18 protein-coding genes are annotated in these 26,465 nt (G+C 68.6%); 3 read left to right on the forward strand and 15 right to left on the reverse strand.

The window, feature by feature from the left end; genetic code table 11:
* Positions 1 to 350: 350 nt before the first annotated feature.
* The 3 genes from acnB to ERL55_RS07865 are packed head-to-tail and all read right to left on the reverse strand — an operon-like array spanning position 351 to position 3,672.
* Entirely contained in the window at positions 351 to 2,957 is a 2,607-nt protein-coding gene (gene acnB / locus ERL55_RS07855; RefSeq protein ID WP_129135921.1) for a bifunctional aconitate hydratase 2/2-methylisocitrate dehydratase, read from the reverse strand.
* 59 nt (positions 2,958 to 3,016) lie between these two features.
* Complete coding sequence (locus tag ERL55_RS07860; RefSeq protein ID WP_129135922.1) at positions 3,017 to 3,421, reverse strand: type II toxin-antitoxin system VapC family toxin; 405 nt, start codon at positions 3,419 to 3,421, stop codon at positions 3,017 to 3,019.
* A complete protein-coding gene (locus tag ERL55_RS07865) occupies positions 3,418 to 3,672 on the reverse strand; it encodes an AbrB/MazE/SpoVT family DNA-binding domain-containing protein (RefSeq protein ID WP_129135923.1) in 255 nt (84 codons plus the stop codon). The genes ERL55_RS07860 and ERL55_RS07865 overlap by 4 nt, the downstream gene beginning before the upstream one ends.
* 160 nt (positions 3,673 to 3,832) lie before the next feature.
* Between ERL55_RS07865 and acnA the strand changes: the two genes are divergently transcribed.
* Positions 3,833 to 6,589, forward strand: a complete 2,757-nt coding sequence (gene acnA / locus ERL55_RS07870; protein ID WP_129135924.1) for an aconitate hydratase AcnA — start codon at positions 3,833 to 3,835, stop codon at positions 6,587 to 6,589.
* Between the two features lie 106 nt (positions 6,590 to 6,695).
* On the opposite strand, the gene ERL55_RS07875 is transcribed toward acnA, so the two are convergent.
* Positions 6,696 to 7,160, reverse strand: a complete 465-nt coding sequence (locus ERL55_RS07875; RefSeq protein WP_206733292.1) for a nuclear transport factor 2 family protein — start codon at positions 7,158 to 7,160, stop codon at positions 6,696 to 6,698.
* Positions 7,161 to 7,327: 167 nt separating this feature from the next.
* Between ERL55_RS07875 and ERL55_RS07880 the strand changes: the two genes are divergently transcribed.
* Both ERL55_RS07880 and ERL55_RS07885 read left to right on the forward strand, forming a co-directional pair.
* Positions 7,328 to 9,013: a long-chain fatty acid--CoA ligase gene (locus ERL55_RS07880; protein ID WP_129135926.1), complete on the forward strand. Its 1,686-nt coding sequence runs from the start codon at positions 7,328 to 7,330 to the stop codon at positions 9,011 to 9,013.
* A 228-nt stretch (positions 9,014 to 9,241) separates the two neighbouring features.
* Complete coding sequence (locus ERL55_RS07885) at positions 9,242 to 10,111, forward strand: crotonase/enoyl-CoA hydratase family protein (protein ID WP_206733407.1); 870 nt, start codon at positions 9,242 to 9,244, stop codon at positions 10,109 to 10,111.
* 10 nt (positions 10,112 to 10,121) lie between these two features.
* Here the strand turns inward: ERL55_RS07885 and ERL55_RS07890 are convergent, their stop codons facing one another.
* The 11 genes from ERL55_RS07890 to dapB form a co-directional block, all read right to left on the reverse strand.
* A complete protein-coding gene (locus tag ERL55_RS07890; protein ID WP_129135928.1) occupies positions 10,122 to 12,284 on the reverse strand; it encodes a response regulator in 2,163 nt (720 codons plus the stop codon).
* A gap of 7 nt (positions 12,285 to 12,291) precedes the next feature.
* Complete coding sequence (locus ERL55_RS07895; protein ID WP_232141094.1) at positions 12,292 to 13,311, reverse strand: two-component system response regulator; 1,020 nt, start codon at positions 13,309 to 13,311, stop codon at positions 12,292 to 12,294.
* Positions 13,312 to 13,469: 158 nt separating this feature from the next.
* Complete coding sequence (gene lysS, locus ERL55_RS07900) at positions 13,470 to 14,999, reverse strand: lysine--tRNA ligase (protein ID WP_129135930.1); 1,530 nt, start codon at positions 14,997 to 14,999, stop codon at positions 13,470 to 13,472.
* A gap of 180 nt (positions 15,000 to 15,179) precedes the next feature.
* Positions 15,180 to 16,308 (reverse strand): peptide chain release factor 2 gene (prfB, locus tag ERL55_RS07905; RefSeq protein WP_129135931.1). Its coding sequence is split into 2 segments (ribosomal slippage): positions 15,180 to 16,232 and positions 16,234 to 16,308, totalling 1,128 coding nucleotides; the frame shifts between segments, so codons are not numbered across the junction.
* 129 nt (positions 16,309 to 16,437) lie between these two features.
* Positions 16,438 to 17,775: a hypothetical protein gene (locus ERL55_RS07910; protein ID WP_129135932.1), complete on the reverse strand. Its 1,338-nt coding sequence runs from the start codon at positions 17,773 to 17,775 to the stop codon at positions 16,438 to 16,440.
* A gap of 101 nt (positions 17,776 to 17,876) precedes the next feature.
* Positions 17,877 to 19,604: a single-stranded-DNA-specific exonuclease RecJ gene (gene recJ / locus ERL55_RS07915; protein WP_129135933.1), complete on the reverse strand. Its 1,728-nt coding sequence runs from the start codon at positions 19,602 to 19,604 to the stop codon at positions 17,877 to 17,879.
* The gene (locus ERL55_RS07920; RefSeq protein ID WP_129137271.1) at positions 19,601 to 20,521 is read right to left on the reverse strand and encodes a phosphoglycerate mutase; all 921 of its coding nucleotides are present in this window, start codon (positions 20,519 to 20,521) and stop codon (positions 19,601 to 19,603) included. The genes recJ and ERL55_RS07920 overlap by 4 nt, the downstream gene beginning before the upstream one ends.
* A 63-nt stretch (positions 20,522 to 20,584) precedes the next feature.
* Positions 20,585 to 21,058 carry a transcription elongation factor GreA gene (gene greA / locus ERL55_RS07925; protein WP_129135934.1) on the reverse strand — a complete coding sequence of 158 codons (474 nt, stop codon included), beginning with the start codon at positions 21,056 to 21,058 and terminating at the stop codon, positions 20,585 to 20,587.
* Positions 21,055 to 24,303: a carbamoyl-phosphate synthase large subunit gene (gene carB / locus ERL55_RS07930; RefSeq protein WP_129135935.1), complete on the reverse strand. Its 3,249-nt coding sequence runs from the start codon at positions 24,301 to 24,303 to the stop codon at positions 21,055 to 21,057. The genes greA and carB overlap by 4 nt, the downstream gene beginning before the upstream one ends.
* 1 nt (position 24,304) lies before the next feature.
* Positions 24,305 to 25,441 (reverse strand): glutamine-hydrolyzing carbamoyl-phosphate synthase small subunit, encoded by a 1,137-nt coding sequence (gene carA, locus ERL55_RS07935; protein WP_129135936.1) that lies wholly within the window; start codon positions 25,439 to 25,441, stop codon positions 24,305 to 24,307.
* Between the two features lie 242 nt (positions 25,442 to 25,683).
* Positions 25,684 to 26,403: a 4-hydroxy-tetrahydrodipicolinate reductase gene (gene dapB / locus ERL55_RS07940; RefSeq protein ID WP_129135937.1), complete on the reverse strand. Its 720-nt coding sequence runs from the start codon at positions 26,401 to 26,403 to the stop codon at positions 25,684 to 25,686.
* Positions 26,404 to 26,465: the final 62 nt, after the last annotated feature.

A 26,465-nucleotide genomic window follows, 5' to 3' on the forward strand; every position in this document is an offset into this window, starting at 1 on the left:
CCAGGACGGCGCGCACGACCGCGATGCTGACGGCCTCGTGATGCTGTGCGCACCGCTGTTTCTCTTCATACCGAAGCGGGCGAATGTCTCCGTCCGTCGCGTGCACCGGGGGGGTGCTCCCAGCCGGCCATGGATGGCCGGCGGCCGGCCGTGGTAGCTGGATGCGGACTCCGGCCGGGGGAACACCCCCCCGGTGCGCGCGACGGACGGCGCGGAACACAACAACGCTGCCCCTCGGCCGACGCCGAACACTCCGGCGCATCTTGCCGGCGAGAAAGTCGTAGGGCGACACAAAAAGAAACGCCCGGCATTTGCCGGGCGTTTCCTGTCTGCAGCTAGCGCGCGTGGCCTCAGGCCGCGACGGTCTCCGCCATCTCGCGGTACTCCTCGATCTGGTCGAAGTTCATGTAGCGGTAGATTTCCGCGCCGTTCTCGTTCACCACGCCGATGTCGGCCATGTACTCCTCGCGGGTCGGGATGCGACCCAGCCGCGAGCAGATCGCCGCCAGTTCGGCCGAGCCCAGGAACACGTTGGTGTTGCGGCCCAGGCGGTTCGGGAAGTTGCGGGTGGAGGTGGAGAACACGGTCGCGCCCTCGCGCACCTGGGCCTGGTTGCCCATGCACAGCGAGCAGCCCGGCATCTCCATGCGCGCACCGGCGCTGCCGAAGGTGCCGTAGACGCCTTCCTTGGTGAGCTCGGACGCGTCCATCTTGGTCGGCGGCGCGACCCACAGGCGGGTCGGGATATCGCGCTTGCCTTCCAGCAGCTTGGCCGCGGCACGGAAGTGGCCGATGTTGGTCATGCACGAACCGATGAAGACCTCGTCGATCTTCGTCCCTGCAACGTCGGACAGCGACTTCACGTCATCCGGATCGTTCGGGCAGGCCAGCAGCGGCTCGTGCACCTCGGCCAGGTCGATCTCGATCACCGCCGCGTACTCGGCATCGGCGTCGGGTTCCAGCAGCTGCGGGTCGGCAAGCCACTCTTCCATCTTGGCGATGCGGCGCGCCAGCGAGCGGGCGTCGGCATAGCCTTCGGCGATCATCCACTTCAGCAGGGTGATGTTGCTGGTGAGGTATTCGATGATCGGCTCCTTGTCCAGGCGCACGGTGCAGCCGGCGGCGGAGCGCTCGGCCGAGGCGTCGGACAGCTCGAACGCCTGCTCCACCTTCAGCTGCGGCAGGCCTTCGATCTCCAGGATGCGGCCGGAGAAGATGTTCTTCTTGCCGGCCTTGGCCACGGTCAGCAGGCCCTGCTTGATCGCGTAGTACGGGATCGCGTTGACGAGGTCACGCAGGGTCACGCCCGGCTGCATCTCACCCTTGAAGCGCACCAGCACCGACTCCGGCATGTCCAGCGGCATGACGCCGGTGGCCGCGGCGAACGCGACCAGGCCGGAGCCGGCCGGGAACGAGATGCCCACCGGGAAGCGGGTGTGCGAGTCGCCGCCGGTACCGACGGTGTCGGGCAGCAGCATGCGGTTGAGCCAGCTGTGGATCACGCCGTCGCCCGGGCGCAGCGAGATACCGCCGCGGGTGGAGATGAACTCCGGCAGGGTGTGGTGGGTCCTGACGTCCACCGGCTTCGGGTAGGCCGCGGTATGGCAGAACGACTGCATGACCAGGTCGGCCGAGAAGCCCAGGCAGGCCAGGTCCTTCAGCTCGTCGCGGGTCATCGGGCCGGTGGTGTCCTGCGAACCGACCGAGGTCATCTTCGGCTCGCAATAGGTGCCCGGGCGCATGCCCTGGCCTTCCGGCAGGCCGCAGGCGCGGCCGACCATCTTCTGCGCCAGCGAGAAACCGCGACCGGTGTCGGCCGGCTGCACCGGCAGGCGGAACAGCGTGGTGGCCGGCAGGCCCAGCGATTCGCGTGCCTTGGCGGTCAGGCCACGGCCGATGATCAGCGGGATGCGGCCACCGGCACGCACCTCGTCGAACAGCACGTCGGACTTGACCTGGAACTCCGCGATCACCTCGCCGTTCTTCAGCGCCCTGCCCTCGTACGGACGCAGCTCGACCACGTCGCCGTGGTTCATCTGCGACACGTCCAGCTCGATCGGCAGCGCACCGGCGTCTTCCATGGTGTTGTAGAAGATCGGCGCGATCTTGCCGCCCAGGCACACGCCGCCGGCGCGCTTGTTCGGGATGTAGGGGATGTCGTCGCCGGTCCACCACAGCACCGAGTTGGTGGCGGACTTGCGCGAGGAGCCGGTACCGACCACGTCGCCGACGTAGGCGACCAGGTGGCCCCCGCTTCCACCGGTACCGTTCTTGAGCGACAGGATCTCCTGGATCGGGCCACGCTTGCCGTCCTCCTCCGGCACGAACGGCGCGTCGGCGCGCCTGTTCTTCAGCATGGCCAGGGCGTGCATCGGAATGTCCGGACGCGTGGTGGCATCCGGCGCCGGCGACAGGTCGTCGGTATTGGTCTCGCCCGGCACCTTGAACACGGTGATGGTCAGCGACTGCGGCACTTCCGGCCTGGAGGTGAACCACTCGGCGTCGGCCCAGCTCTGCAGCACGGCTTTCGCATTGGCATTGCCGGCGCGGGCCTTCTCTTCGACGTCATGGAAGGCATCGAACACCAGCAGGGTGTTCTTCAGCGCGTCGGCGGCGATGGTGCCGACCACGGCGTCGTCCAGCAGCTCAACCAGCGGCGCCACGTTGTAACCGCCCAGCATCGTGCCCAGCAGCTCCGTCGCGCGCTCGCGGCCGATCAGCGGACTGGTCTCGGCGCCGAACGCCAGTGCGGCGAGGTACGACGCCTTGACCTTGGCGGCGTCATCCACGCCGGCCGGCACGCGGTGGGCAAGGAGGTCGAGCAGGAACTGCTCCTCACCCGCCGGCGGGTTCTTCAGCAGGTCGATGACCTCGGCGGTCTGCTGTGCGGTCAGCGGCAGCGGCGGGATGCCGAGCGCGGCGCGTTCGGCCACGTGGTGGCGATAGGCTTGCAACATCTTGCGGGGACTCCGGTGGTGCGTGGACAGATGGATGGCGGGCGCGGCAGCGGCCGCGGTCACTCGACCGCGGGCACGATCAGCTTCAGGCCCTTGAAGTAGTCGCGGTAGAACTGGTTGTCGCGGGTGATCAGCCCATCGCATTGCAGCAGCGCGTGCGCGCCGATCATGAAATCCGACACCGCGCGCCCGGGCCCGCCGCCGCGCTGGCGATGGCGGCGCTGCATTTCGCCCGCCCGCAATGCGGACTTGGCCTCGATCGCACTGAAGCGCACGCCCATCTCCTCGAGCACGGCCACCGCTTCGGCGCCGTCCTTGAGGGCGCTGCACACCTCCGCCAGCACCACTTCGCAGACCACCACCGGCCCGACGCTCAGGCAGCGGCGCAGGCTTGCCTCGGCGGCATCGGCGAGCGGCCCGTCGGCCAGCAGGTCGACAAGCACGGAGGAATCGATGGCGATCATCCGGCGTCGCTGTCCGGCGTGGAGGCCGTGCCGCGACCGCGCAGGGCCTGCACCGCTTCCTCGGTGCTGCCGAACCCGTCGAGGCGGAAACGGCCGCGCGCGCGGGACACGGCGTCATCCACGCTCTTGCGCAGGATGATGCGCCCGCCTTCGAGCTCGACCTTGAGGATGGTGCCCTTGGTCAACCCCAGGGCGTCACGGACGGCCTTCGGCAGGGTGATCTGGCCGCGCTCGGCAACGGTGGCTTCCATGGAGACTCCCGCCCGACCGGGCCCGGCTGAGGTACGCGGGCATTATACATACCTTGCAATACATACTTCGGCCCGCATACTGAATACCTGCCGCTGACACGCCGGTCCCTACACTGGCCGGACTGCCAGCCCGCCACGCCATCCGCACAGGAGCCCAGCCATGGCCGATTCCTTCTCCACCCGTGACCAGCTCGAGGTCAACGGCAAGACCTACGCCTACGCCAGCCTGCCGAAGCTGGGCGAGCGGTTCGACATCGCCACCCTGCCCTATTCGATGAAGATCCTGCTGGAGAACCTGCTCCGGCACGAGGATGGCGTGTCGGTCACTCCGGAGCACATCGAGGCCGTGGCGCGCTGGAATCCGGCTGCCGAGCCGGACATCGAGATCGCGTTCATGCCCGCGCGGGTCGTACTCCAGGACTTCACCGGCGTGCCCTGCGTGGTCGACCTCGCGGCAATGCGCGATGCGGTCAAGCGCCTCGGCGGGCGCCCCGAGCAGATCAACCCGCAGATCCCGTCGGAACTGGTGATCGACCATTCGGTGCAGGTGGACGTGTTCGGCCGGCCCGACGCGCTGGATCTCAACGGCAAGATCGAATTCGAGCGCAACAAGGAGCGTTATGCGTTCCTGCGCTGGGGCCAGAAGGCCTTCGAGAACTTCAAGGTGGTGCCGCCCAATACCGGCATCGTGCACCAGGTCAATCTGGAGAACCTCGCCCGCGTGGTGATGGAGCGCGAGGTGGGCGGCCAGGCCTGGGCCTTCCCGGACACCGTGTTCGGCACCGACTCGCACACCACGATGATCAACGGCATCGGCGTGCTCGGCTGGGGCGTGGGGGGCATCGAGGCCGAGGCCGCGATGCTCGGCCAGCCGTCGTCGATGCTCATTCCGCAGGTGGTCGGCTTCGAACTCACCGGCCGCCTGCCGGAGGGCGCCACCGCCACCGACCTGGTGCTGACCGTCACCGAGATGCTGCGCAAGTACGGCGTGGTCGGGAAGTTCGTGGAGTTCTACGGCAGCGGCCTGCAGCACCTGCCGCTGGCCGACCGCGCCACGATCGGCAACATGGCCCCCGAATACGGCGCCACCTGCGGCATCTTCCCGATCGATGGCGAGTCGCTCACCTATATGCGCCTGTCGGGCCGCAGCGAGGAGCACATCGCCCTGGTCGAGGCCTATGCGCGCGCGCAGGGCCTGTGGCACGACGCCGACACCCCGCCGGCACGCTACAGCGCCACCCTGCACCTGGACATGGCCGAGGTGAAGCCGTCGCTTGCCGGCCCGAAGCGCCCGCAGGACCGTGTGCTGCTGGAAAACGTCAAGGCCAACTTCAACGAGAACGTGGGCCCGCTGGTCGCGCGGCGCAACGGTGGCCACGACCCGCAGGTCAACCGCTTCGAGAAGGACGGTGGCGACCAGGTGCAGGCCGCACGGCTCGCCGCGAAGCCGGTCTCGAAGATCAGCATCGACAACGGCGAACACGAGCTCACCGACGGCTCGGTGGTGATCGCCGCGATCACCTCGTGCACCAACACCTCCAACCCCGCGGTGATGCTGGGCGCCGGCCTGCTGGCGCGCAACGCGGTGGCCAAGGGACTGAAGGCTGCGCCGTGGGTGAAGACCTCGCTCGGGCCGGGTTCGCGCGTGGTGACCGACTACCTGGAAAAAGCCGGCCTGACTTCGGACCTCGAAAAGCTCGGCTTCTACGTGGTCGGTTATGGCTGCACCACCTGCATCGGCAACTCCGGCCCGCTGCCGCAGGCGGTGTCGCAGGGCATCGCCGAGAACGACCTGGCCGTGGCCGCGGTGCTGTCGGGCAACCGCAACTTCGAAGGCCGGATCCACGCCGAGGTGAAGATGAACTACCTCGCCTCGCCGCCGCTGGTGGTCGCCTATGCGATTGCCGGCACCGTGGACATCGACCTGACCAGCGAGCCGCTGGGCAGGGATGCGGACGGCAACGACGTCTACCTGCGCGACATCTGGCCGAGCAACAAGGAAATCGGCGACACGATCGCCGCCACCATCGGCCCGGAGATGTTCAAGCAGAACTACGCCGACGTGTTCAAGGGCGACAGCCGCTGGAACACGATCGAGTCGGCGGACGGCGAGATCTACGACTGGGACGGCGGCTCCACCTACATCAAGAACCCGCCGTACTTCGACGGCATGACCATGGACGTGGGCGATATCGCCGACGTCCGCGGCGCGCGGATCATGGGCCTGTTCGGTGATTCCATCACCACCGACCATATCTCTCCGGCCGGCGCCATCAAGAAGGACTCGCCGGCCGGCCGCTTCCTGCAGGAACGCGGCGTGCAGCCCGCGGACTTCAACAGCTACGGCAGCCGCCGCGGCAACGACGACGTCATGGTGCGCGGCACCTTCGCCAACATCCGCATCAAGAACCTGATGTTCGGCGGCGAGGAAGGCGGCAACACGCTGTACTTCCCGCACGATGGCGGCGAGCCGCAGAAGATGGCGATCTACGACGCGGCCATGCAGTACAAGGCCGAGGGCACGCCGCTGGTGGTGTTCGCCGGCGAGGAGTACGGCACCGGCTCATCGCGCGACTGGGCGGCCAAGGGCACCAACCTTCTCGGCGTCAAGGCGGTCATCGCGCGCAGCTTCGAGCGCATCCACCGCTCCAACCTCGTCGGCATGGGCGTCCTGCCGCTGCAGTTCCGCAAGGACGAGAGCGCGCAGACGCACGGCCTGGATGGCTCCGAGACGATCGACATCACCGGACTGGACGACGGCCGCGCCAGGACCGCGACCGTCACCGCTACCCGCAACGACGGCAGCCAGGTGAGCTTCGAGGTACACGTGCTGCTGCTGACACCGAAGGAAGTGGAATACTTCCGCCATGGCGGCCTGTTGCACTACGTCCTTCGCCAGCTCGCTGCGCGTTCCTGAGCGACGCAGGTCAGGGCCGGGCGGAAGCCCGGCCCTCGCGTGGCACCCCGTGCACGGGAGAAGGTGCGCGCAGGGTGGATGAGGCCGCCCAGCCGTCTCCCGAAGATCAACGCAGCTTCGGCGTCCACTCGATACTGGTCATGCGCCACTCGCCATCACGCAGGCGCCAGCCGCTGCGCACGTCATAGACCTGGCCGCTCTCCGGCAGCAGCCGGCTGTTGCCGCCGCTCACCCCGACCGTAAGCGAGACCTGCGCTCCCGAGTCGTGCATGTCGATGGAGAGCGGGCCGGGAACCAGCCCGATGCGGGCGTGCTGGAGGAAGTACAGCGCGGCGGTCCTCCGGGCACCCTCGCGATCCATGCCGCCTGGGCCGATGAAGTCGTCATCCAGTTGCCGGGCCAGCGCACCCGCATCACGCGCGTCGATCGACGCCTCCATTGCAGCGACCGCTTCGCGCAAGGCCGCCTCCGGTGCCGGACGCGAGCATGCCGCAACCACCAGCAGCCCGCCGAGGATGAGTCCGAGCACCGGGAAGGCCCGTGCCGTTGTGCGCCGCAACGCGAATGCCATCGAGTCACACCTCCGGATGTCGCGTCGCAGGATATCCGCAGTCGCGGGGCATCACACCGCCTTGCCGGGGTACAGTGCCTGTGCTGAAATCGAGCGGACAAGAAGTAAACACGCGGGCAGCAGCTGCGGCCGTCTGACCCGCCCGATCGGAACAGGGAGAGGAACGCATGACCCACGACCGGCCTTGGCTGGCGCAATACCCCGCCGGTGTGCCAGCGGAAATCGACGTTGACGAATTCAGGTCGGTTCCCGCCGTCCTCGAAGGGGCCATGGCGAACTTCCGCGACCGCCCCGCCTTCTCGAACATGGGCAAGGTGATGACCTATGCCGAGATCGACGAGGCCAGCCGCCACTTCGCGGCCTACCTGCTCGGCGAACTGCAGCTCAAGCGCGGCGATCGCGTCGCGATCATGATGCCCAACTGCCTGCAGTACCCGATCGCCACGTTCGGCGTGCTGCGCGCAGGGCTGACGGTCGTCAACGTCAACCCGATGTACACGGTGCGCGAGCTCAAGCACCAGATGGAGGACTCCGGCGCGGTGGCGATCCTCGTGCTCGACAACTTCGGCGACACGGTGCAGAAGTCGCTGGCGGGCACCTCGATCCGCCACGTGCTCACCACCGGTCTCGGAGACCTGCTTGGAGCCAAGGGCGCGATCGTCAATTTCGTGCTCCGCCACGTCAAGAAGATGGTGCCGGACTACAACATCCAGGGTGCAGTGCGTTTCCGCGAGGCTCTCAAGCTGGGCCGTCGCCACACATTGCCCGGGGTGCAGATCGATCCGACCGACATCGCCTTCCTGCAGTACACCGGCGGCACCACCGGGGTGGCCAAGGGCGCGATGCTCACCCACCGCAACATGGTGGCGAACATGCAGCAGGCGTCGGCGTGGATCGACGCGCTGGCCACGCCCGGCAAGGAAGTCATCGTAACGGCGCTGCCGCTCTACCACATCTTCGCGCTGACGGCGAACGGCCTCGTCTTCATGAAGTACGGCGCCAAGAACATCCTGATCACCAACCCGCGCGACATGCCCGGTTTCGTCAAGGAGCTCAAGCGCGAACCGTTCACCGCGATCACCGGCGTCAACACCCTGTTCAACGGCCTGCTCAACACCCCGGGCTTCGACGAGGTCGACTTCTCCCACCTGCGGCTGACTCTCGGTGGCGGCATGGCGGTGCAGCGTTCGGTCGCCGAACGCTGGAAGAAGACCACCGGCGTCACCCTGGTGGAAGCCTACGGCCTGACCGAAACCGCACCGGCGGCGTGCATCAACCCGATGGACCTGAAGGACTACAACGGTTCCATCGGCCTGCCGATCCCGTCCACCGACGCCTGCGTCAAGGGCGAGGACGGGGCGATGCTCCCGGCGGGCGAAGTCGGCGAGCTGTGCATCCGCGGCCCGCAGGTCATGGCGGGCTACTGGCAACGGCCGGACGAAACCGCGAAGACCATCGACGCCGAGGGCTGGCTGCATACGGGCGACATGGCGAAGATGGACGAGAACGGCTTCTTCTATATCGTCGACCGCAAGAAGGACATGATCCTAGTGTCCGGCTTCAACGTGTATCCCAACGAGGTCGAGGACGTCATCGCGATGATGCCCGGCGTGCTCGAGGTGGCCGCCGTGGGCGTGCCGGACGAGCGCTCCGGTGAGGTGGTCAAGGTGTTCGTGGTCAGGAAGGATCAGTCGCTGACCGCCGACCAGATCAAGGCGCACGCGCGCGAACACCTCACCGGCTACAAGCAGCCTCGCCAGGTGGAGTTCCGCACGGAACTGCCCAAGACCAACGTCGGCAAGATCCTGCGCCGCGAACTCAAGGAGGAGCAGCCGGCAGCGCCCGCCGCCTGACGTTTTCCCTGCGGCACGCAACACGAAGCGCCCGTCGATGACGGGCGCTTTCTTTTTGGCTGCGCGCGACTGCAACGCGCATGCGACCGCGCGCGCGTGCTTGCAGTCAGCCGCCTTTGGGAGCATAGAAGGGCCGATCGGCGCCATTCATTTCACACCGGCTTTACGGTGGCATCCGATTCGCCCAGCCCGTCCTTCCATGCCCAAAGGAACACACCAATGAACAATATCGAATCCCTGCAGCCCGCCAGCCGCTTCAACATGCTGCGCGTGGCCGAGGATGCCGACCGCGGCGTCCACTGGTTCTACATGCACAACCAGGGCACCACCGGCCGGGCCTGCTTCAGGCCCGGCCTGGTTTCGGAGATCCTCAGTCACCAGCAGGTCCTCGGTGACCGCCTGCGTCGCAGCAGTGCCACCGACGGCATCGCCCATATCGTGCTGGCCTCCGATTCGGATGCCTTCAACCTCGGCGGCGATCTCGAACTGTTCTGCCGCGCCATCCGCGCCGGCGACCGCGCCACGCTGCTGTCCTATGCGCGCCAGTGCGTGCTCGGCGTGCACGCATTCCATGACGGCCTGGGCGCCGGCGCGCACAGCATCGCGCTTGTGCAGGGCGATGCCCTGGGCGGCGGCTTCGAGGCCGCACTGAGCTGCCACACCATCGTCGCCGAGGAAGGCGCGATGATGGGCCTGCCCGAGGTGCTGTTCGACCTGTTCCCCGGCATGGGCGCGTACTCCTTCCTGTGCAAGCGCATCGCGCCGCACCAGGCCGAGAAGCTGATGCTCGACGGCAATGTCTACCCCGCCGAGCAGCTGTACCGGATGGGTCTGGTCGACGTGCTTGCGCCCCGCGGCGAAGGTGTGCGGGCCGTGGAAGAGGTCATCCGCAACAACCGGCGCATCCCGCACGCACGCGCGGCGATGCACAGGGTGCGCGCGATGCACCAGCCGGTGACGGTCGAGGAGCTGATGACCATCACCGAGGTCTGGGTGGACACCGCGCTGCGGCTCGGCGAGAAGTCACTGCGCACCATGGAGCGGCTGGTGCGCGCACAGTACCGCCGCCACGGGGACAACGACGTCGCCACCGCCTGATGGCGGCGGCTCAGGGGGTGTTGCTGTCCCCCTCGCGGGGCGCGGCCATGCGGCCGCGTGCCGCGAGCGCCGACCTGCCCTGCTCCAGCGCGGCTTCCAGTCGGGTCAATCGCTGGCGCCATTCCGGCGCCATCTGCCAGTCCGCCAGGCGCATGACATCGCCGCTCAGCGCGGCAACGCGGACCATGCCCACGTTGCTGGCCACGCCCTTGAGCGCATGGGCGTGGTCGCGCAGCTGGTCCCAGGCGCCGGCCTCCCCGGCGTCGCGGAACTGCTCCAGCGCCCGCTCGGCATCGGCCACGCACTGGCCGATGAACTTGGCTTCGAACGCCTGGCCCATGCCCAGCGCGGCGATCTCGTCGAGCACGCTGGTGTCGAGCACGTCGCCCGGCGCCACCGGCGACTGGCGCGCTGTGGCCGAAGTATCCACCGGCGTCTGTTCGCCGCTGGCGATCGCGGCCAGTGCGTCCAGCAGCCGCGACGCCACCACCGGCTTCGCGAGGAACGCGCGCGCGCCGGCCTCGGTGCACGCACGGATCGATTCGGGCGTGACATCCGCGCTGAGGATGATCACCGGCGTGCGCGTACCGCCGGCCTGCATCACCCGCAGCTGCCGCAACATGTCCAGGCCCGTCACCTCGGGCATGTGCAGGTCGACGATGACGACGTCGTAGTCCGCGACCTCCAGCGCCGACAGTGCCTGCTCGCCGTCCTCGACCTCGACCACCCGATGGCCCGCCTTGCGCAGCAGGCTCTGCAGCACCAGGCGGTTCGCGGCGTGGTCGTCGGCGATCAGGATCCGCATCGATGCCACGCGCGCGCGATGACGCAGGAACGGATCGCTGAAGGCGATCACGTTCTCCACGTCGGGCGCTGGCGGCCTCTGTCCGGGCATCGGGTCGGCCACCGCCTGCGGCAGCTCGAACGGCAGTTCCACCCAGAAGCGGCTACCCACGCCCTCGCGGCTTTCGAAGCCGATGGTGCCGCCCATCGCCTCGGTCAGGCCCTTGGCGATGGTGGTGCCCAGCCCGGTGCCACCATGGCGTCGCGCCAGGCTGGTATCGGCCTGTTCGAAGGCCTCGAACAGCTTGGCGCGCACCGAGGGCGCGATGCCGATCCCGGAATCGGCCACGGTGAAACGCACCATCACCCGCCCGGCGGTGGCCCGGCCCGGCACCAGCGCGATGTCCACCCGCACCTCGCCTTCATCGGTGAACTTGATGGCGTTGTTGACCAGGTTCACCAGCACCTGCCGCAGCTGCGGCATGTCGCCCACCAGGTACGGCGGCACGTCCGGGGCGATCTCGACCACATAGGACAGCCCCTTGCCGCGGGCGTCGGGCTCGAGCATGTAGCCGATGCTGTCGATCAGTTCGCGCAGCTGGAACCGTTCCGAAGCCAGCTTCAGCTTGCCGGCCTCGATGGCCGAGATGTCGAGCACGTCCTCCACCAGTGCCAGCAGCGAGCGCGTCGATGCCTGGATCGTGTTGAGGTATTCGCGCTGCTCGGGGTCCAACCGGGTGGTAGCCAGCAGTTCCGACATGCCGGACAGGCCGTTGAGCGGGGTCCGGAACTCGTGGCTCATGTTGGCCAGGAAGCGGCTCTTGGCTTCGTTGGCCTTGCGCGCCTCCTCGATCGCGGCGGTGAGCGCGCGCAGCAGCGAGCCGAAGTACAGCGGCACCGCGGCCACGCCCACCAGCAACCCCCATGACAGCATCGGGTTGTCGTTCCAGTACGGGGTGAAACGGATCACCACGAAGAACGACGCCAGCGCCATCACCGTGGCGGCATACAGATAGCCGGGGCCGTAGCGAAGGCCGTTGCCGATGGTCACCCACAGGTACACCGCATACAGCGGCGAGGCCGTCTCGCCCTGCAGGTACATCACCCCGGCCAGCGCGAAATAGTCCGCGGACATGCCGATCCAGCGCCGCACGTGCGACGCCCCGGGGTTGACCAGGATCGCGCCCAGCAGCCCGAGCGAAACCACCAGCTCGCCGAGCAGGATCAGCCAGGTGAGGACCAGCGCCGGGTCGCTCTGGCCGCCACGCATCTGCCAGCCCAGGTAGGCCGAGAACAGCGAGGTGATGGCGATGCGCACCATCACCTGCATGTGTTCGCTGTCGGGTCGACCCGACAGCCGCGCCCTGATCCATGAGCCGTATGCGTTCATGGGCGGGCTACTGGAGGTGCGGTCCCGGACGCGAAGGCTTGCCGAAGCGGTGGATGATCTCGGGCAACTGCGCCTCATGGCGCAACAGCGCGTCCACGCAGCGCGGGTCGAACAGCACGCCCCGGTTGTCGCGCAGATAGTCCATCGCTTCCTGCAGGCTCCATGCACGCTTGTACGGACGTTCGGAGATCAGCGCGTCGAACACGTCGGCGATCGCCACGATCCTGGCTTCCAACGGGATCGACTCCCCCGACAGGCCATCCGGGTAGCCACTGCCGTCCCAGCGTTCCTGGTGGCTGAGCGCGATCTTGGCGCTGAGCTGGATGAAGCGGTTCTGGCTGCCGGCCAGCAGGTCGTAGCCGAGCTGCGGGTGGCGCTGCATCACCGCGGTCTCCTCCGGCGTCAGGGCGCCGGGTTTGAGCAGCAGCGCATCGGGGATCGCGATCTTGCCGATGTCGTGCAGCGGTGCGGCGAGTTCGATCATCCGCACCTCGTCCTCGTACAGCCCGAGTTCCTCGGCGATCAGCCCCGAGAGGTGGGCGACGCGCTCGAGGTTCGCGCTGGTGCCGGAGTCGCGGTAGGCGATCGCGCGTGCGAGCCGGGTCAGCGTCTCGCGCTCGCGTTCCTCCACCTCGTGCATCGTCGCCAGCAGGCGCTGCTCCAGCGACAGTGCACGCTGCTTCACCGACTCCGCATGCTGGCGCAGCTGCAGCAGGTTGCGGCAGCGTGCGCGCAGTTCGCGCGGGCGCACCGGCTTGACCAGGAAATCGATGACGCCGGCATCGAGCGCGGCCTGGCGGAGCGGCTCATCGCCGACCACGGTCACCAGTACGATCGGCACGTCGCGATGCAGCAGCGGCTTGCGGAAGCGCCGGGCGAACTCCAGGCCATCGATGCCGGGCATCCGGTAGTCGAGCAGCAGCAGGTCCGGGCGGTTGTCCTGGCACCACTGCAGCGCGATCTGCGGATCGCCGAAGTCACGCACTTCGAGCTCGGGACCGATGTCCTCGAGGATGTGCCGCAACATGGTGCGGGCCGAGGTCTGGTCGTCGACGATGACGATATTCACATCCGCTCCTGGCAGGCCGGCCCGTCCGACGCGTCATGGTGGCTGCGCGGCGGCGCGCCGCGCAAGTCCCGTTCACTGGCGTTGTCGGCCCGGTCACAGCCGACTTGAGGGCCGGTTCAGCCGCGGCCCTCGCCGGCCTCCGGCCGCATGTAGGGAAACAGCAGCACGTCACGGATCGAATTCACCCCGGTCAGCAGCATCACCAGCCGGTCGATGCCCACCCCCAGTCCGCCCGTGGGCGCCATCCCGTATTCCAGCGCACGGATGTAGTCGGCGTCGTAGTGCATCGCCTCGTCGTCGCCGCCCTCCTTGGCCGTCAGCTGCGCCTGGAAGCGCGCGGCCTGGTCCTCCGGGTCGTTGAGCTCGGAGAAGCCATTGGCCAGCTCACGACCGTTGACGAACAGCTCGAAGCGGTCGGTGTAGCCGGGCTCGCTGTCGCTGGCGCGCGCCAGTGGTGACACCTCGACCGGGTGGTCGGTGATGAAGGTCGGCTGCACCAGGGTGTGCTCGACGGTCGCCTCGAAGATCTCCAGCAGCAGCTTGCCCCAGCCCCACGACGGCTTGACGCGGATCTTCAGCCGCTCGCAATGGTGCAGCAGCGCATCGCGGTCGGTGCAGTCCGCAACGGTGATGTCGGGGTTGTGGTGGCGCACCGCTTCGTCCATGCGCCAGCGACGGAACGTCGGTTCAAGATCGATCGCCGCGCCATCCCATTCCACCGTGGTGGTGCCGAGCACGCTGCGCGCGGTCTCGCGGATCAGCGCCTCGGTGAGGTCCATCACCTCGTCGTACGTGGCATAGGCCTCGTAGAGCTCGAGCATGGTGAACTCGGGGTTGTGCCGGGTCGACACCCCCTCGTTGCGGAAGTTGCGGTTGATCTCGTACACGCGCTCGAAGCCACCGACCACCAGCCGCTTCAGGTACAGCTCGGGTGCCACGCGCAGGTACAGCTCGAGGTCGAGCGCGTTGTGGTGGGTCACGAACGGCTTCGCCGTCGCACCGCCGGGGATGTAATGCATCATCGGCGTTTCCACTTCGAGGAAACGGCGCTCGTCGAGCCACGCGCGGATCGCACGGATGATGCGGCTGCGCTTGACGAACACCTCGCGCGCTTCCGGCGTCACCACGAGGTCGACGTAGCGCTGGCGGTAGCGTTGCTCGACGTCACTCAGGCCATGCCACTTGTCGGGCAGCGGGCGCAGCGACTTCACCAGCAGGCGCAGCGACGTCGCCTTGACCGACAGCTCGCCGGTGCGCGTGCGGGTCAACCCGCCTTCGACGGCGACGATGTCGCCGATGTCGAACGTCCTGAACGCGTCATAGGCCTCGCCTAGCGTGTTGGACTGCAGGAACAGCTGGATGCGCCCGGACTCGTCCATGAGCTGCGCGAAGCTGGCCTTGCCCATCACCCGCTTGGCCATCAGCCGGCCGGCCATCGCCACGCGCCGCGGCAGGGCCTCGAGCGCCTCCGCCCCCCAGGCCCCGGTGTCGGCGAACTCCGCCTGCAGGTCGCCCGCGTAATCCGCGCGCCGGAAATCGTTGGGATACGCGACGCCCTGCGCACGCAACGCGGCCAGTTTGGCGCGGCGCTCGGCGATCAGGTGGTTCTCGTCGTGCGCGGGGGTTTCGGGCGTGGAAGCGGTCATTGGGGGTGTTCCGGGGGCTGGCGCGTGCCGCGGATGGACGCGGAGCCAGATGGGTTCGAGAGTGATCCGTGGAAAGTACGCCGGCACCTGCGCCAGCGCACTTCCGGCTTCATCCGTGCTGCCCCGCGTCCATCCGCGGTGGATATGGATGTCGGGCCGCGACCGGCGCGGCCCGTGACCCTATGCAGCGTCGCTGCGTTTCGCGCCGACCTGCAGGCCGGCCTTCAGGCTGGCCTCGACGAATTCGTCGAGATCGCCGTCGAGCACCTTCTGGGTATCACTGCGCTCCACACCGGTGCGCAGGTCCTTGATACGCGACTGGTCGAGCACGTAGTTGCGGATCTGGCTGCCCCAGCCGACGTCGGACTTGGTGGCTTCCACCGCGTCCTTTTCGGCATTGCGCTTCTGCAGTTCGAGCTCGTAGAGACGCGCGGCCAGCATCTTCATCGCGCGGTCGCGGTTCGCGTGCTGGCTGCGCTCGGTCTGGCAGGCCACCACCACGCCCGTGGGCACATGGGTGATGCGCACCGCCGACTCGGTCTTGTTGACGTGCTGGCCACCCGCGCCGGACGAGCGGTAGACGTCGGTCCGGAGGTCGGCCGGGTTGATCTCGATGTCGATGTTGTCGTCGATCTCCGGTGCCACGAACACCGACGTGAAGCTGGTATGGCGGCGGTTGTCGGAGTCGAACGGCGACTTGCGCACCAGCCGGTGCACGCCGGTCTCGGTCTTGAACCAGCCGTAGGCGAAGTCGCCTTCCACGCGGAACGTCGCCGACTTGATACCGGCCACTTCGCCACCGGAAACCTCCAGGAGCTCGGTCTTCCAGCCACGGTTCTCCGCCCAGCGCAGGTACATGCGCAGCAGGATCTCCGCCCAGTCCTGCGCCTCGGTGCCACCGGCACCGGCCTGGATGTCGACGAACGCGCTGGCATTGTCCATCTCGCCGGAGAACATGCGCTGGAACTCCAGCTTGTCCACGTCACCGCCGTAGCGTTCGACGTCGGCGGTCACCGCCTGCACGGTGTCCTCGTCGTTCTCGGCTTCGGCCATCTCCAGAAGCTCGGCGGCGCCTTCCAGACCCTCGAGCAGGCCGCGGATGCCATTGACGGTCTTGTCGAGCAGGGAGCGCTCGCGGCCCAGGGCCTGTGCACGGCCGGGATCGTCCCAGATCCGTGGATCCTCGAGTTCGCGTTCTACTTCCTCGAGACGCTCGCGCTTGGCATCGTAGTCAAAGAAACCCCCTCAGCGCTTCCAGCCGACCCTGGAGGTCGGCGATGCGCTGGCGGAGGGGATTGAGTTCCATCATGAGGCGGTCGCCTTCCGGTAAAGGCCGGCATTCTATCAAGCACGTCCTGCACGGCGCAGCCCGCGCGCCAGGTGCATGCATCGCCCCGGGTTGGCCGCCGCGTCCCGCGGGCGCGGCGGCCAGCCCCGCTCAGCGGCGCTGGATGCCGATGCGGTAGCGCCCGTCGGAACGGCCCACCACCGAGCTCGCCTCCAGGATGTAGTCGCCCGCCTGCAGCGTCTCGTCGATGCGCGCATCCAGCCCGCCGCCGCTGTCGTCATCCTGCGCCACCGGCTCGCCATCGCGCAGCAGGCGCAGATGACTGTCGATGCCATCGGCCGACTGCATCTCGATGCGATAGCTGCCGTTGCGCGGAATCCGCACGCTGTAGCGGTCGGTGGCGCCGGCCATCAGGCGCGCGTCGCGCGGCTGCCCGATGGCGAGCGTGCCGCCACCGATATCGTCCGGCACATCGGCGAACTCCGCCGACAGCGTGAACAGGCCTGCGCCGTCGTTGTAGGAGGACGCACGCACGCTGTACTCGCCGGGCTCGAGCACCGAGACGATGCGTGCGTCGAGGCCGCCACCGGAGTCGTCGTCGTGCAGCAGCACGGTCTCGCCTTCGAGCGCGAGCATGGAGTCGAATTCGCTGCTGCGCATGGTGACCGTGGCCAGCTGGCGCGACGGCACCTGCAGGCGGTAGGCCACCTGCGCACCCTGGTGCAGCGCGGTGACGTCGGTGCCGGGCTGCAGCACGCCGTCGATGGCCAGGGTGACGCCGGCCGGCAGTTGCCGCTCGCTCACCGCCAACCGGTACTGGCCCTGGATCGAGCCGCCGTAGCCATCCGCGATCACGGTATAGCGGCCCGGCGCCAGCCGCGCGGTCACCAGCGAGTTGCTGCCTTCGGCGTCATCGTTGGACAGCGATACGCCGTTGCCTTCCAGCTTCAGCAGTGTGTCGAACTCGTCGGAATCCATGCGCACCGCGTACACCGCATCGCGCTCGATGACGAGCGGGATGCGACGGGCGCTGTCGGCCCAGTCGGTGATCGTCGCGCCGGCGTGGATCTCGCTGCCGTCGTAGAGCACCAGCGGCGACACCCGCAGCGTGTAGGGCCCGTAGGACGATGCGTCGCGGCCGCTCACCGCCAACAGGTAGCGCCCGGCTTCGGGAGCCCGCACCGACATGCTGGTGGCCTCGCGCTCCGATGACGATGTCTGCAGCAGCTGGTTGTCGGAGAACAGCGTCAGCTGTGCGCGCAGCGGCCCGTCCACCGCGAACTCGACGCCCTGCCCCGGTGTCAGGCTGATCGAGTACAGCTTGCTGCGGGTGCCGTCGCGCCAGTTCAGCGCATCGGCGGTGGTGATCTCTCCGCGCACCTGCTGGCCGACCGCCAGTGATGCGGGGGCGGGGCCGGCAGCGGCCGACATCCCTGCGAAGCCCGAAAGCGAAATACCGACGGCCAGTGCCAAACCCTTCCTGATCATTCCGTGTCCTTCTGCCTGTGGAAGCCGGCACCGGTGGCACCGACATGAACAGGCGAAGTATGCGCCTTCACGCGGCCCGGGCCACGGTCGTGCGTGCGACGTCAGGCCGGTTCGAGGTGCTCCACCACCAGCTGCACGGCGCCGTTGCCCCGGTAGTCGTCCGGGGCGAGCCGGTAGGCGAGATGCACGCGGGACGTGTCGGGACGTGCCTCCCAGCCGCCGAACTGGATGGCATCCAGCGGCTCGCGGCGCTCGGGCACCCGCAGACGCAGCCGCAGGTGGCGCTGCCCGACGCAGCGGACATCCAGCAGTTCGAAACCGCCGTCGAACAGGGGCTCCGGGAACGCCTGCCCCCAGGGCCCGCCATCGCGCAGCGCCTGGGCATGCGCATGGTCGAATTCGTGCGCGGCAAGTTCGCCATCGCTGTCGATCACCGCCTGCAGCAGCGCCGCATCCAGCGCGCCGGCAGCGTGCGCCCGGAAAGCCTGCTCGAAATCGGCAAGCGCATCGAGATCGAGGCTGAGCCCGGCGGCCATCGCATGTCCGCCGAAGCGCCCGATCAGGCCGGGGCGTGCGGCATCGACCGCGGCCAACGCGTCGCGGATATGGAAGCCTGGAATCGACCGTGCCGAGCCTCGCAACTGGCGGCTGCCCGGCTCCGCCGGTGCGAACGCCACCACCGGTCGGTGCAGGCGTTCCTTGAGCTTCGAGGCCACCAGCCCGACCACGCCGGGATGCCACTCGGGGTCGAACAGGACCACCGCGGGATCGCCCGCGCTGACGACGCTGTCGAGCGCGCGACCGGTCAGCGCCGCCTCGGCCTCGTCCACCATGGTCTGCTGGACACCGCGGCGTTCGGCATTGATGCGGTCCAGCAGCTGGGCGAGCTCGCGCGCGCGGGCCGCATCGTCGGTGAGCAGGCACTCGATGCCGATCGACATGTCCTCCAGCCGGCCGGCGGCATTGAGCCGCGGGCCGATCGCATAGCCGATGTCGGCGGCGGTCAGCCGCGACACCTCGCGCCCCGCCACCCGCGCCAGCGCCTGCAGCCCGGCACAGCCCTGGCCTGCGCGCAGCCGCTGCAGGCCGGCGGCCACCAGCGCCCGGTTGTTGGCATCCAGCGCCACCAGGTCGGCGACGGTGCCGACCGCGACCAGATCCAGCAGCACGCGCAGGTCCGGCCCGGCATCCACGAACGCGCCGCGCGCACGCAGCACGCCGCGCAGCGCCAGCAGCACGTAGAAGATCACGCCGACACCCGCCAGCGTCTTCGACGGAAACATGTCGCCAGGCAGGTTCGGATCGACGATGACGTCGGCCGGTGGCAGCGATGGCCCCGGCAGGTGGTGGTCGGTCACCAGCACCTGCCAGCCGCGCGCCTTCGCCGCGGCGATCCCGGCATGGCAGGCGATGCCATGGTCGACGGTGACCAGCAGCTCCGGCCCGAGCGCCGCCAGTTCGTCGACCAGGCCTGGTGACAGCCCGTAGCCGTGGACGATGCGGTTGGGCACCGCATGCAGCACCTCGCGCGCGCCCAGCATGCGCAGGCCACGCACAGCGACCGCACAGGCGGTGGCGCCGTCGCAATCGAAGTCCCCGACTACCACGATCCGCCGCCCTGCGGCGATTGCGTCGGCAAGCAGGCGCGCGGCGTCGGCGATGCCGGTCAGGGTGTCGGGTGCGTGCAGGTCGGCCAGGCGCGGACGCGCGGCGGTGAAGTCCGCGACGCCACGGGCGGCATACACCCGACGCAGCAGCGGCAGCACGTGGTCGGGCCAGGCACCGCTTGCGCCCGCGGCGCGGCGGCGGATCCTGCGCAAGGGGGTCATGACAACGAGGTGCGCGGCCGGCGCCATACGCGCCAGCGCTGCGAGCGGCGCACCGTGAGCCGTTGCCCGTCCGCGAGGTCGAGTACCAGCGACGAGATCGCGCCGGTGCGCAGCGCGTCCAGTGCCGGCGCCAGCCAGTCGTTTGCGAGCTGGCGCAGGTCGCGTTCGCTGCGCAGGTCCACCAGCGCGTCGGATCCGGGCACCGCGAACGCGGAGGGTTCGGCCACGTGCGCACCGGCCGCCGCCGCCATGGCCGCCAGGGTGTCGTCGCGGGTGAGCACCTGCGCCGCGTGCACCCCGACCCGGTCCGGCAGCATTCCGCCCCCCCAGAACCACAGCGAGTTCACCGGCGGCAAGCCACGCGCGGCGCGCTCGGCATTGCGCGGATGGTTGTGCAGGACGATCTGTGCCTCGTTGAGCAGCATGCGCCAGCGACGCGCGTCCGCGCCTTCGGCCAGATGGTCGAAGAAGTCGGTGCCGAGTGCCTCGTCGGGCGGCGTGAACACCGGCAGCGGCGTGCCCTCGGGCAGCCTCAGGTACCAGCGCCCCGGTACCGGCGCATCGATGGGCATGCCGGAGTCACCGAACAGCGGCTTCAACGGGCGCAGCAGGTCCGCGGTCTCGGCGACATCGAGCTGCAACGCTTCCCCATGGCCGTACAGGCGTGCGCCGTTGATGTCCGGCCTTATCCACGCCGGATCCGCGCGCAGCCAGGCGGCACCGGCGGCGTCGCCGGCGTCGCGCTGGCGGGTCACCGCCGCCACCGGCCAGCCGCGCGGCAGCACATCCACGTGCCGCTGCAGTTGCAGGCCCTCGCCGGCTTCGCCGCCGGCAACGAGATCGGCACGGCCGAGCATCGCGGCAACCTCCGCCGGCAGCCGCTGCGCGCCGAAATCGGCGCCCGCAGGCAACAGCATGGCCACACCCGGGCGGGCGGCCATCAGCGGTGGACCAGAGCGTGGCGAGCCGGCATCGCCGCCTCAGCCGTAGCTGACGGAGACGATCTCGTACTCGTGCGTGCCACCCGGCGCCTGGATGGTGACCACGTCACCCTCGTGCTTGCCGATCAGCGCACGTGCGACAGGCGACGAGATGGCGATCATCCCCTGCTTGATGTCGGCTTCGAGGTCACCAACGATCTGGTAGCGGGTGACTTCGCCGCCGTCGGTGTCCTCCAGTTCGACATGCGCACCGAACACGATCTTCGAGCCCGCGTTGAGGGCCGCCACGTCGATGACCTGCGCATGCGACAGCTCGCCCTCGAGCTGCTTGATGCGGCCCTCGATGAAGCCCTGCTGTTCGCGGGCGGCGTGGTATTCGGCGTTCTCCTTGAGGTCGCCGTGCGCGCGGGCCTCGGCGATCGCATTGATCACCGCGGGGCGCTGCACCGACTTCAGCTGTTCGAGTTCGGCGCGCAGGCGCTGCGCGCCCTGTACGGTGAGGGGAGCTCTCATGGCGTCTTCAGTTCCTCGTGCAGTTCCTGCAGCGACCACACCGGGCCACTGCCGCGATAGTCCAGAGAATGCAGCAGCGCCCGGGCGCCGGCAATCGTCGTCGAGTAGGTCACCCGCTGCTGCAGGGCCTCGCGGCGGATCGAGAACGAGTCGGCGATGGCCTGCTTGCCTTCGGTGGTGTTGACGATATAGACGATCTCGCCGTTCTTGATCAGGTCGACCACGTGCGGGCGGCCCTCGACGACCTTGTTGATGCGTTCGCAGGCGATGCCGTTGTCGTCGAGCCACTTCGCCGTGCCCTGGGTGGCGACGATGCTGTAGCCACGGCGCACCAGTTCCTGCGCCACCGGCACCACGCGCGCCTTGTCCGGATCGCGGACGGACACGAACACCTTGCCGGTGGCCGGCGGCGCCTTGATGCTTGCGGCCTCCTGCGCACGCGCGAACGCGGCGCCGAAGCTGCGGCCCACGCCCATCACCTCGCCGGTGGAACGCATTTCCGGGCCGAGGATCGGGTCGACGCCCTGGAACTTCGCGAACGGGAAGATCGCCTCCTTCACCGAGTAGTAGTCCGGCACGATCTCGGTGGTCACGCCCTGCTCCGCCAGCGAACGCCCGGCCATGCAGCGCGCGGCGATCTTGGCCAGCGGCAGGCCGATCGCCTTGGACACGAACGGCACCGTGCGCGAGGCACGCGGGTTCACTTCCAGCAGGAAGATGGTGTCCTCGCCATCGCCATTGGTCTGCACCGCGAACTGGGTGTTCATCAGTCCGACCACCTCCAGCGCGCGTGCCAGCGCGATCACCTGCTCACGCAGGCGCGCCTGGGTATCGGCCGAAAGCGAATACGGCGGCAGCGAACACGACGAGTCGCCGGAATGCACGCCGGCTTCCTCGATGTGTTCCATCACCCCGCCAATCAGCACCTGGCCGTCGGCGTCGGCGATGACGTCGATATCCACTTCCACCGCGTTGTCGAGGAAGCGGTCGAGCAGCACCGGCGAATCATTGGAGACCTTGACCGCTTCGCGCATGTAGCGCTCGAGGTCGGCATCGGCGTGCACCACTTCCATCGCGCGGCCGCCGAGCACATAGCTCGGGCGCACCACCAGCGGATAGCCGATCTCGCGGGCGAGCACCAGCGCCTGCTCGGCGCTGCGCGCGGTGCGGTTCGGCGGCTGCCGGAGGCCCAGTTTCTCGACCAGCTGCTGGAAGCGCTCGCGGTCCTCGGCGAGGTCGATCGACTCCGGCGAGGTGCCGATGATCGGCACGCCGTTGGCTTCCAGCGCGCGCGCGAGCTTGAGCGGGGTCTGTCCGCCGTACTGCACGATCACGCCCTTGGGCTTCTCGACCTCGACGATCTCCAGCACGTCCTCCAGCGTCAGCGGCTCGAAGTACAGGCGGTCGGAGGTGTCGTAGTCGGTGGAGACCGTCTCCGGGTTGCAGTTGACCATGATGGTCTCGAACCCGTCCTCGCGCAGCGCCAGCGACGCATGCACGCAGCAGTAGTCGAACTCGATGCCCTGGCCGATGCGATTGGGGCCGCCGCCGAGCACCATGATCTTGTCGCGCGTGGTCGGTTCGGCCTCGCACTCGTCCTCGTAGGTCGAGTACAGGTAGGCGGTGCCGGTGGCGAACTCCGCCGCGCAGGAATCGACGCGCTTGTAGACCGGGCGGATGCCGAACGCGCGACGCAGTGCACGCACCGCCTGCTCGTCGCTGCCGGTCAGCTGCGCCAGGCGCGCGTCGGAAAAGCCCATGCGCTTGAGCTCGCGCATGCGCGCTGCATCCAGCGCCTGCAGGCCATCGGCGGCGACCGCCGTCTCGGCGGCGATGATGTCCTCGATCTGGTCGAGGAACCATGGATCGACGAACGACAGCGCATGCACGTCCTCGACGCTCATGCCGGCGCGGAACGCATCGCCCAGGTGGAACATGCGCTCCGGGCCCGGCTCCTTGAGCTCGCGGCGCAGCGCGATCATGCCGTCCTCGCTGCCCAGATCCAGCCCGGTCGGGTCGAGGCCGACCTTGCCGGTCTCCAGCCCGCGCAGCGCCTTCTGCAGCGATTCCTGGAAGGTGCGGCCCATCGCCATCACCTCGCCCACCGACTTCATCTGCGTGGTCAGGCGTGCATCGGCCTGGGGGAACTTCTCGAACGCGAACCGCGGGATCTTGGTGACCACGTAGTCGATCGACGGCTCGAACGACGCCGGGGTCTTCCCGCCGGTGATCTCGTTCTTCAACTCGTCGAGCGTGTAGCCGACCGCGAGCTTGGCCGCGACCTTGGCGATCGGGAAGCCCGTCGCCTTGGATGCCAGCGCCGACGAGCGCGACACCCGCGGGTTCATCTCGATGACCACCACGCGCCCGGTCTGCGCGTTGATGCCGAACTGCACGTTGGAGCCGCCGGTGTCCACCCCAATCTTGCGCAGCACCGCAATCGATGCATTGCGCAGCCGCTGGTATTCGCGGTCGGTGAGGGTCTGCGCCGGGGCCACGGTGATCGAGTCGCCGGTGTGCACGCCCATCGGGTCGAGGTTCTCGATCGAGCACACGATGATGCAGTTGTCCGCGGTGTCGCGGACCACCTCCATCTCGAACTCCTTCCAGCCCAGCACCGACTCTTCCACCAGCACTTCGCTGGTCGGCGACAGCTCGAGGCCGCGCTTGACGATCTCCTCGAACTCCTCGCGGTTGTAGGCGATGCCGCCGCCGCTACCGCCCAGCGTGAAGCTCGGGCGGATGATGGTCGGATAGCCCACCGTGGCCTGGATCTCGACGGCTTCCTCGAAGGTCCTGGCGACCGCGGCCTTCGGGCACTCGAGGCCGATCTCCTGCATCGCCACGCGGAACAGCTCGCGGTCCTCGGCCATCATGATGGCCTCGCGCTTCGCGCCGATCAGCTCGACGCCGTACTTCTCCAGCACGCCGTTGTCGGCGAGGTCGAGCGCGCAGTTAAGCGCGGTCTGCCCGCCCATCGTCGGCAGCAGCGCATCCGGGCGCTCCTTCTCGATGATCTTCTCGACCGTCTGCCAGTTGATCGGCTCGATATAGACCGCGTCCGCCGTATCGGGGTCGGTCATGATCGTGGCCGGGTTGGAGTTCACCAGCACCACGCGGAAGCCTTCCTCGCGCAGCGCCTTGCACGCCTGTGCGCCGGAGTAGTCGAACTCGCAGGCCTGGCCGATGACGATCGGGCCGGCGCCGATGATGAGAATGGTCTGGATATCGGTGCGCTTTGGCATGTCAGCGGCTCTCCATCAGCGCCACGAAACGGTCGAACAGCGGGGCTACGTCGTGGGGGCCGGGCGAGGCCTCCGGGTGGCCCTGGAACGAGAAGGCGGGTGCGTCGGTCAGCTCGATGCCCTGGTTGGTGCCGTCGAACAGCGACCGGTGGGTCACGCGCACATTGGCCGGCAGTGTCGATTCGTCGACCGCGAACCCGTGGTTCTGCGAGGTGATCATCACCCGCCCGGTATCGAGGTCCTGCACCGGGTGGTTGGCACCGTGGTGGCCGTTGGCCATCTTCACCGTGCCGCCGCCCGCGGCCAGCGCCAGCAGCTGGTGGCCCAGGCAGATGCCGAACAGCGGCACGCGCCGGGCGACGAACTCGCGAATCGCGGTGATCGCGTAATCGCACGGTGCCGGGTCGCCCGGACCGTTCGACATGAAGACACCGTCGGGCCGCATCGCCAGCACGTCGGCGGCAGGCGTGCGCGCCGGGACCACGGTCACTTCGCAGCCGGCCTCGGCCAGCAGGCGCAGGATGTTGCGCTTCACGCCGAAGTCGTAGGCGACGACCTTGAACCGGGCCTTGGGCGTGGTGAAGGTGTTGCGGTCGAGATCGAGCTGGCCCTCGTTCCACGCGTACGCCTCGGCGACGCTGACCTCCTTCGCCAGGTCCATGCCCTTGAGGCCGGGGAACTTGCGTGCCGCCTCGAGTGCACGCTCGACGTCGGCTTGCCCGATAGAAGCAGCACCGGCCAGCAGTGCACCGTTCTGGGCACCGCGCTCGCGCAGGATGCGCGTGAGCTTGCGGGTGTCGATGCCGGCGATCGCGACCACGCCGCGCGCGGCCAGCCACTCCGGCAGCGGTACCTGGCTGCGCCAGCTCGACGGGCGGCGCGGCACGTCGCGCACGATCAGGCCCGCGGACCAGACCTTCCCGGCCTCGTCATCCTCGTCGGTGGCACCGGTGTTGCCGATATGCGGGTAGGTCAGGGTGACGATCTGGCGTGCGTACGACGGGTCGGTCACCACTTCCTGGTAACCGGTCATGGCGGTGTTGAACACCACCTCGCCAACGGAGAGGCCAGCGGCGCCTACGGAAATGCCCTCGAAGACGGTACCGTCTTCAAGTACGAGGATTGCGGGTTGGGTCACGGCGGTCGCCCAGTGTGGAGGAGATCCTGCACCGCCAGGCCCGCTTCCAGTCACGGAGAGCGTTCGCTGTCGACGGGCCGCAAAAATCCGCGGACGTGGCGCTTGGCCAGTCCGGGGCGGTGGGGTTCAGGCGAGCGGGAATTTTACCGGCCGGGGGGGGCAAAAGGAAACGGCCGCAATGCATCGCAAAGACGGGAATGGCGCCATTGCGCGTCCGCACCGGCCCATCGCCTGCGTCGTGTTCAGCCCGCGGCCAGCAGATCGCGCATGCCGTAGCGTCCGGGCGCACGCCTGGCCATCCGCGACGCGGCCGTCAGCGCCCCCTGCGCGAACACGTCGCGGCTGGTGGCACGGTGCACCAGCTCGATGCGCTCACCGATGCCGGCGAACTGCACGGTGTGTTCGCCGACGATGTCGCCGGCGCGCACGCTCGCATAGCGCGGCGTCGCCCCGCCCTGCTCCGCCGCCGCACCCAGTGCCAGCGCGGTGCCCGACGGCGCATCGCGCTTGTGGATGTGGTGGAGTTCGAGGATGTCGCAGTCCCAGTCGGCGAGGTCGCGGGCGGCGCGCTCGACCAGCAGGTTGAGCACCGTCACGCCCAGGCTGAAGTTCGCCGCCCACAACACAGGGATCCGCTCCGCCGCGCGGTCGAGCGCGGCAAGCTGGGCGTCGGTCACGCCGGTGGTCCCCGATACGAACGCCGCGCCGCGCGACACGCAGTGCGCCAGCACGCCGTCGAAGCCTTCAGGCAGGCTGAAATCGACTGCCACGTCGAAGGCCGGCACGCCGGCAAGCTCGCGCGACGCGAATCGTGGCACGCCATCCTGCACGCGCTGCTCCACCCGTCGCGACACCGCGCCGACGACCTGCAGGTCGTCGCGTCCGGCAGCAAGGCGCAGCAGCGCCTGCCCCATGCGACCGTTGGCGCCATGGATCAGCAGTCGGAGAGGCTTCGACATCATCAGGTGGAGTCGTCTCGGGAGGCCGCATAGGCTGCGCCACGGCCGCTGGGACGGCAACCCTC

The sequence above is a fragment of the Luteimonas sp. YGD11-2 genome, assembly GCF_004118975.1.
GTDB classification, from domain to species: Bacteria; Pseudomonadota; Gammaproteobacteria; order Xanthomonadales; family Xanthomonadaceae; genus Luteimonas; species Luteimonas muca.

Bases quoted from the DNA above. Each gene is read 5' to 3' on its own strand.
- ERL55_RS07865 (WP_129135923.1), bottom strand. From the start codon at position 3,672: ATGGAAGCCACCGTTGCCGAGCGCGGCCAGATCACCCTGCCGAAGGCC.
- ERL55_RS07860 (WP_129135922.1), bottom strand. From the start codon at position 3,421: ATGATCGCCATCGATTCCTCCGTGCTTGTCGACCTGCTGGCCGACGGG.
- carB (WP_129135935.1), bottom strand. From the start codon at position 24,303: ATGCCAAAGCGCACCGATATCCAGACCATTCTCATCATCGGCGCCGGC.
- dapB (WP_129135937.1), bottom strand. From the start codon at position 26,403: ATGATGTCGAAGCCTCTCCGACTGCTGATCCATGGCGCCAACGGTCGC.
- greA (WP_129135934.1), bottom strand. From the start codon at position 21,058: ATGAGAGCTCCCCTCACCGTACAGGGCGCGCAGCGCCTGCGCGCCGAA.
- acnB (WP_129135921.1), bottom strand. From the start codon at position 2,957: ATGTTGCAAGCCTATCGCCACCACGTGGCCGAACGCGCCGCGCTCGGC.
- acnA (WP_129135924.1), top strand. From the start codon at position 3,833: ATGGCCGATTCCTTCTCCACCCGTGACCAGCTCGAGGTCAACGGCAAG.
- ERL55_RS07875 (WP_206733292.1), bottom strand. From the start codon at position 7,160: ATGGCATTCGCGTTGCGGCGCACAACGGCACGGGCCTTCCCGGTGCTC.
- ERL55_RS07880 (WP_129135926.1), top strand. From the start codon at position 7,328: ATGACCCACGACCGGCCTTGGCTGGCGCAATACCCCGCCGGTGTGCCA.
- ERL55_RS07890 (WP_129135928.1), bottom strand. From the start codon at position 12,284: ATGAACGCATACGGCTCATGGATCAGGGCGCGGCTGTCGGGTCGACCC.
- lysS (WP_129135930.1), bottom strand. From the start codon at position 14,999: ATGACCGCTTCCACGCCCGAAACCCCCGCGCACGACGAGAACCACCTG.
- ERL55_RS07920 (WP_129137271.1), bottom strand. From the start codon at position 20,521: ATGCTGTTGCCTGCGGGCGCCGATTTCGGCGCGCAGCGGCTGCCGGCG.
- ERL55_RS07910 (WP_129135932.1), bottom strand. From the start codon at position 17,775: ATGATCAGGAAGGGTTTGGCACTGGCCGTCGGTATTTCGCTTTCGGGC.
- ERL55_RS07895 (WP_232141094.1), bottom strand. From the start codon at position 13,311: ATGTTGCGGCACATCCTCGAGGACATCGGTCCCGAGCTCGAAGTGCGT.
- recJ (WP_129135933.1), bottom strand. From the start codon at position 19,604: ATGACCCCCTTGCGCAGGATCCGCCGCCGCGCCGCGGGCGCAAGCGGT.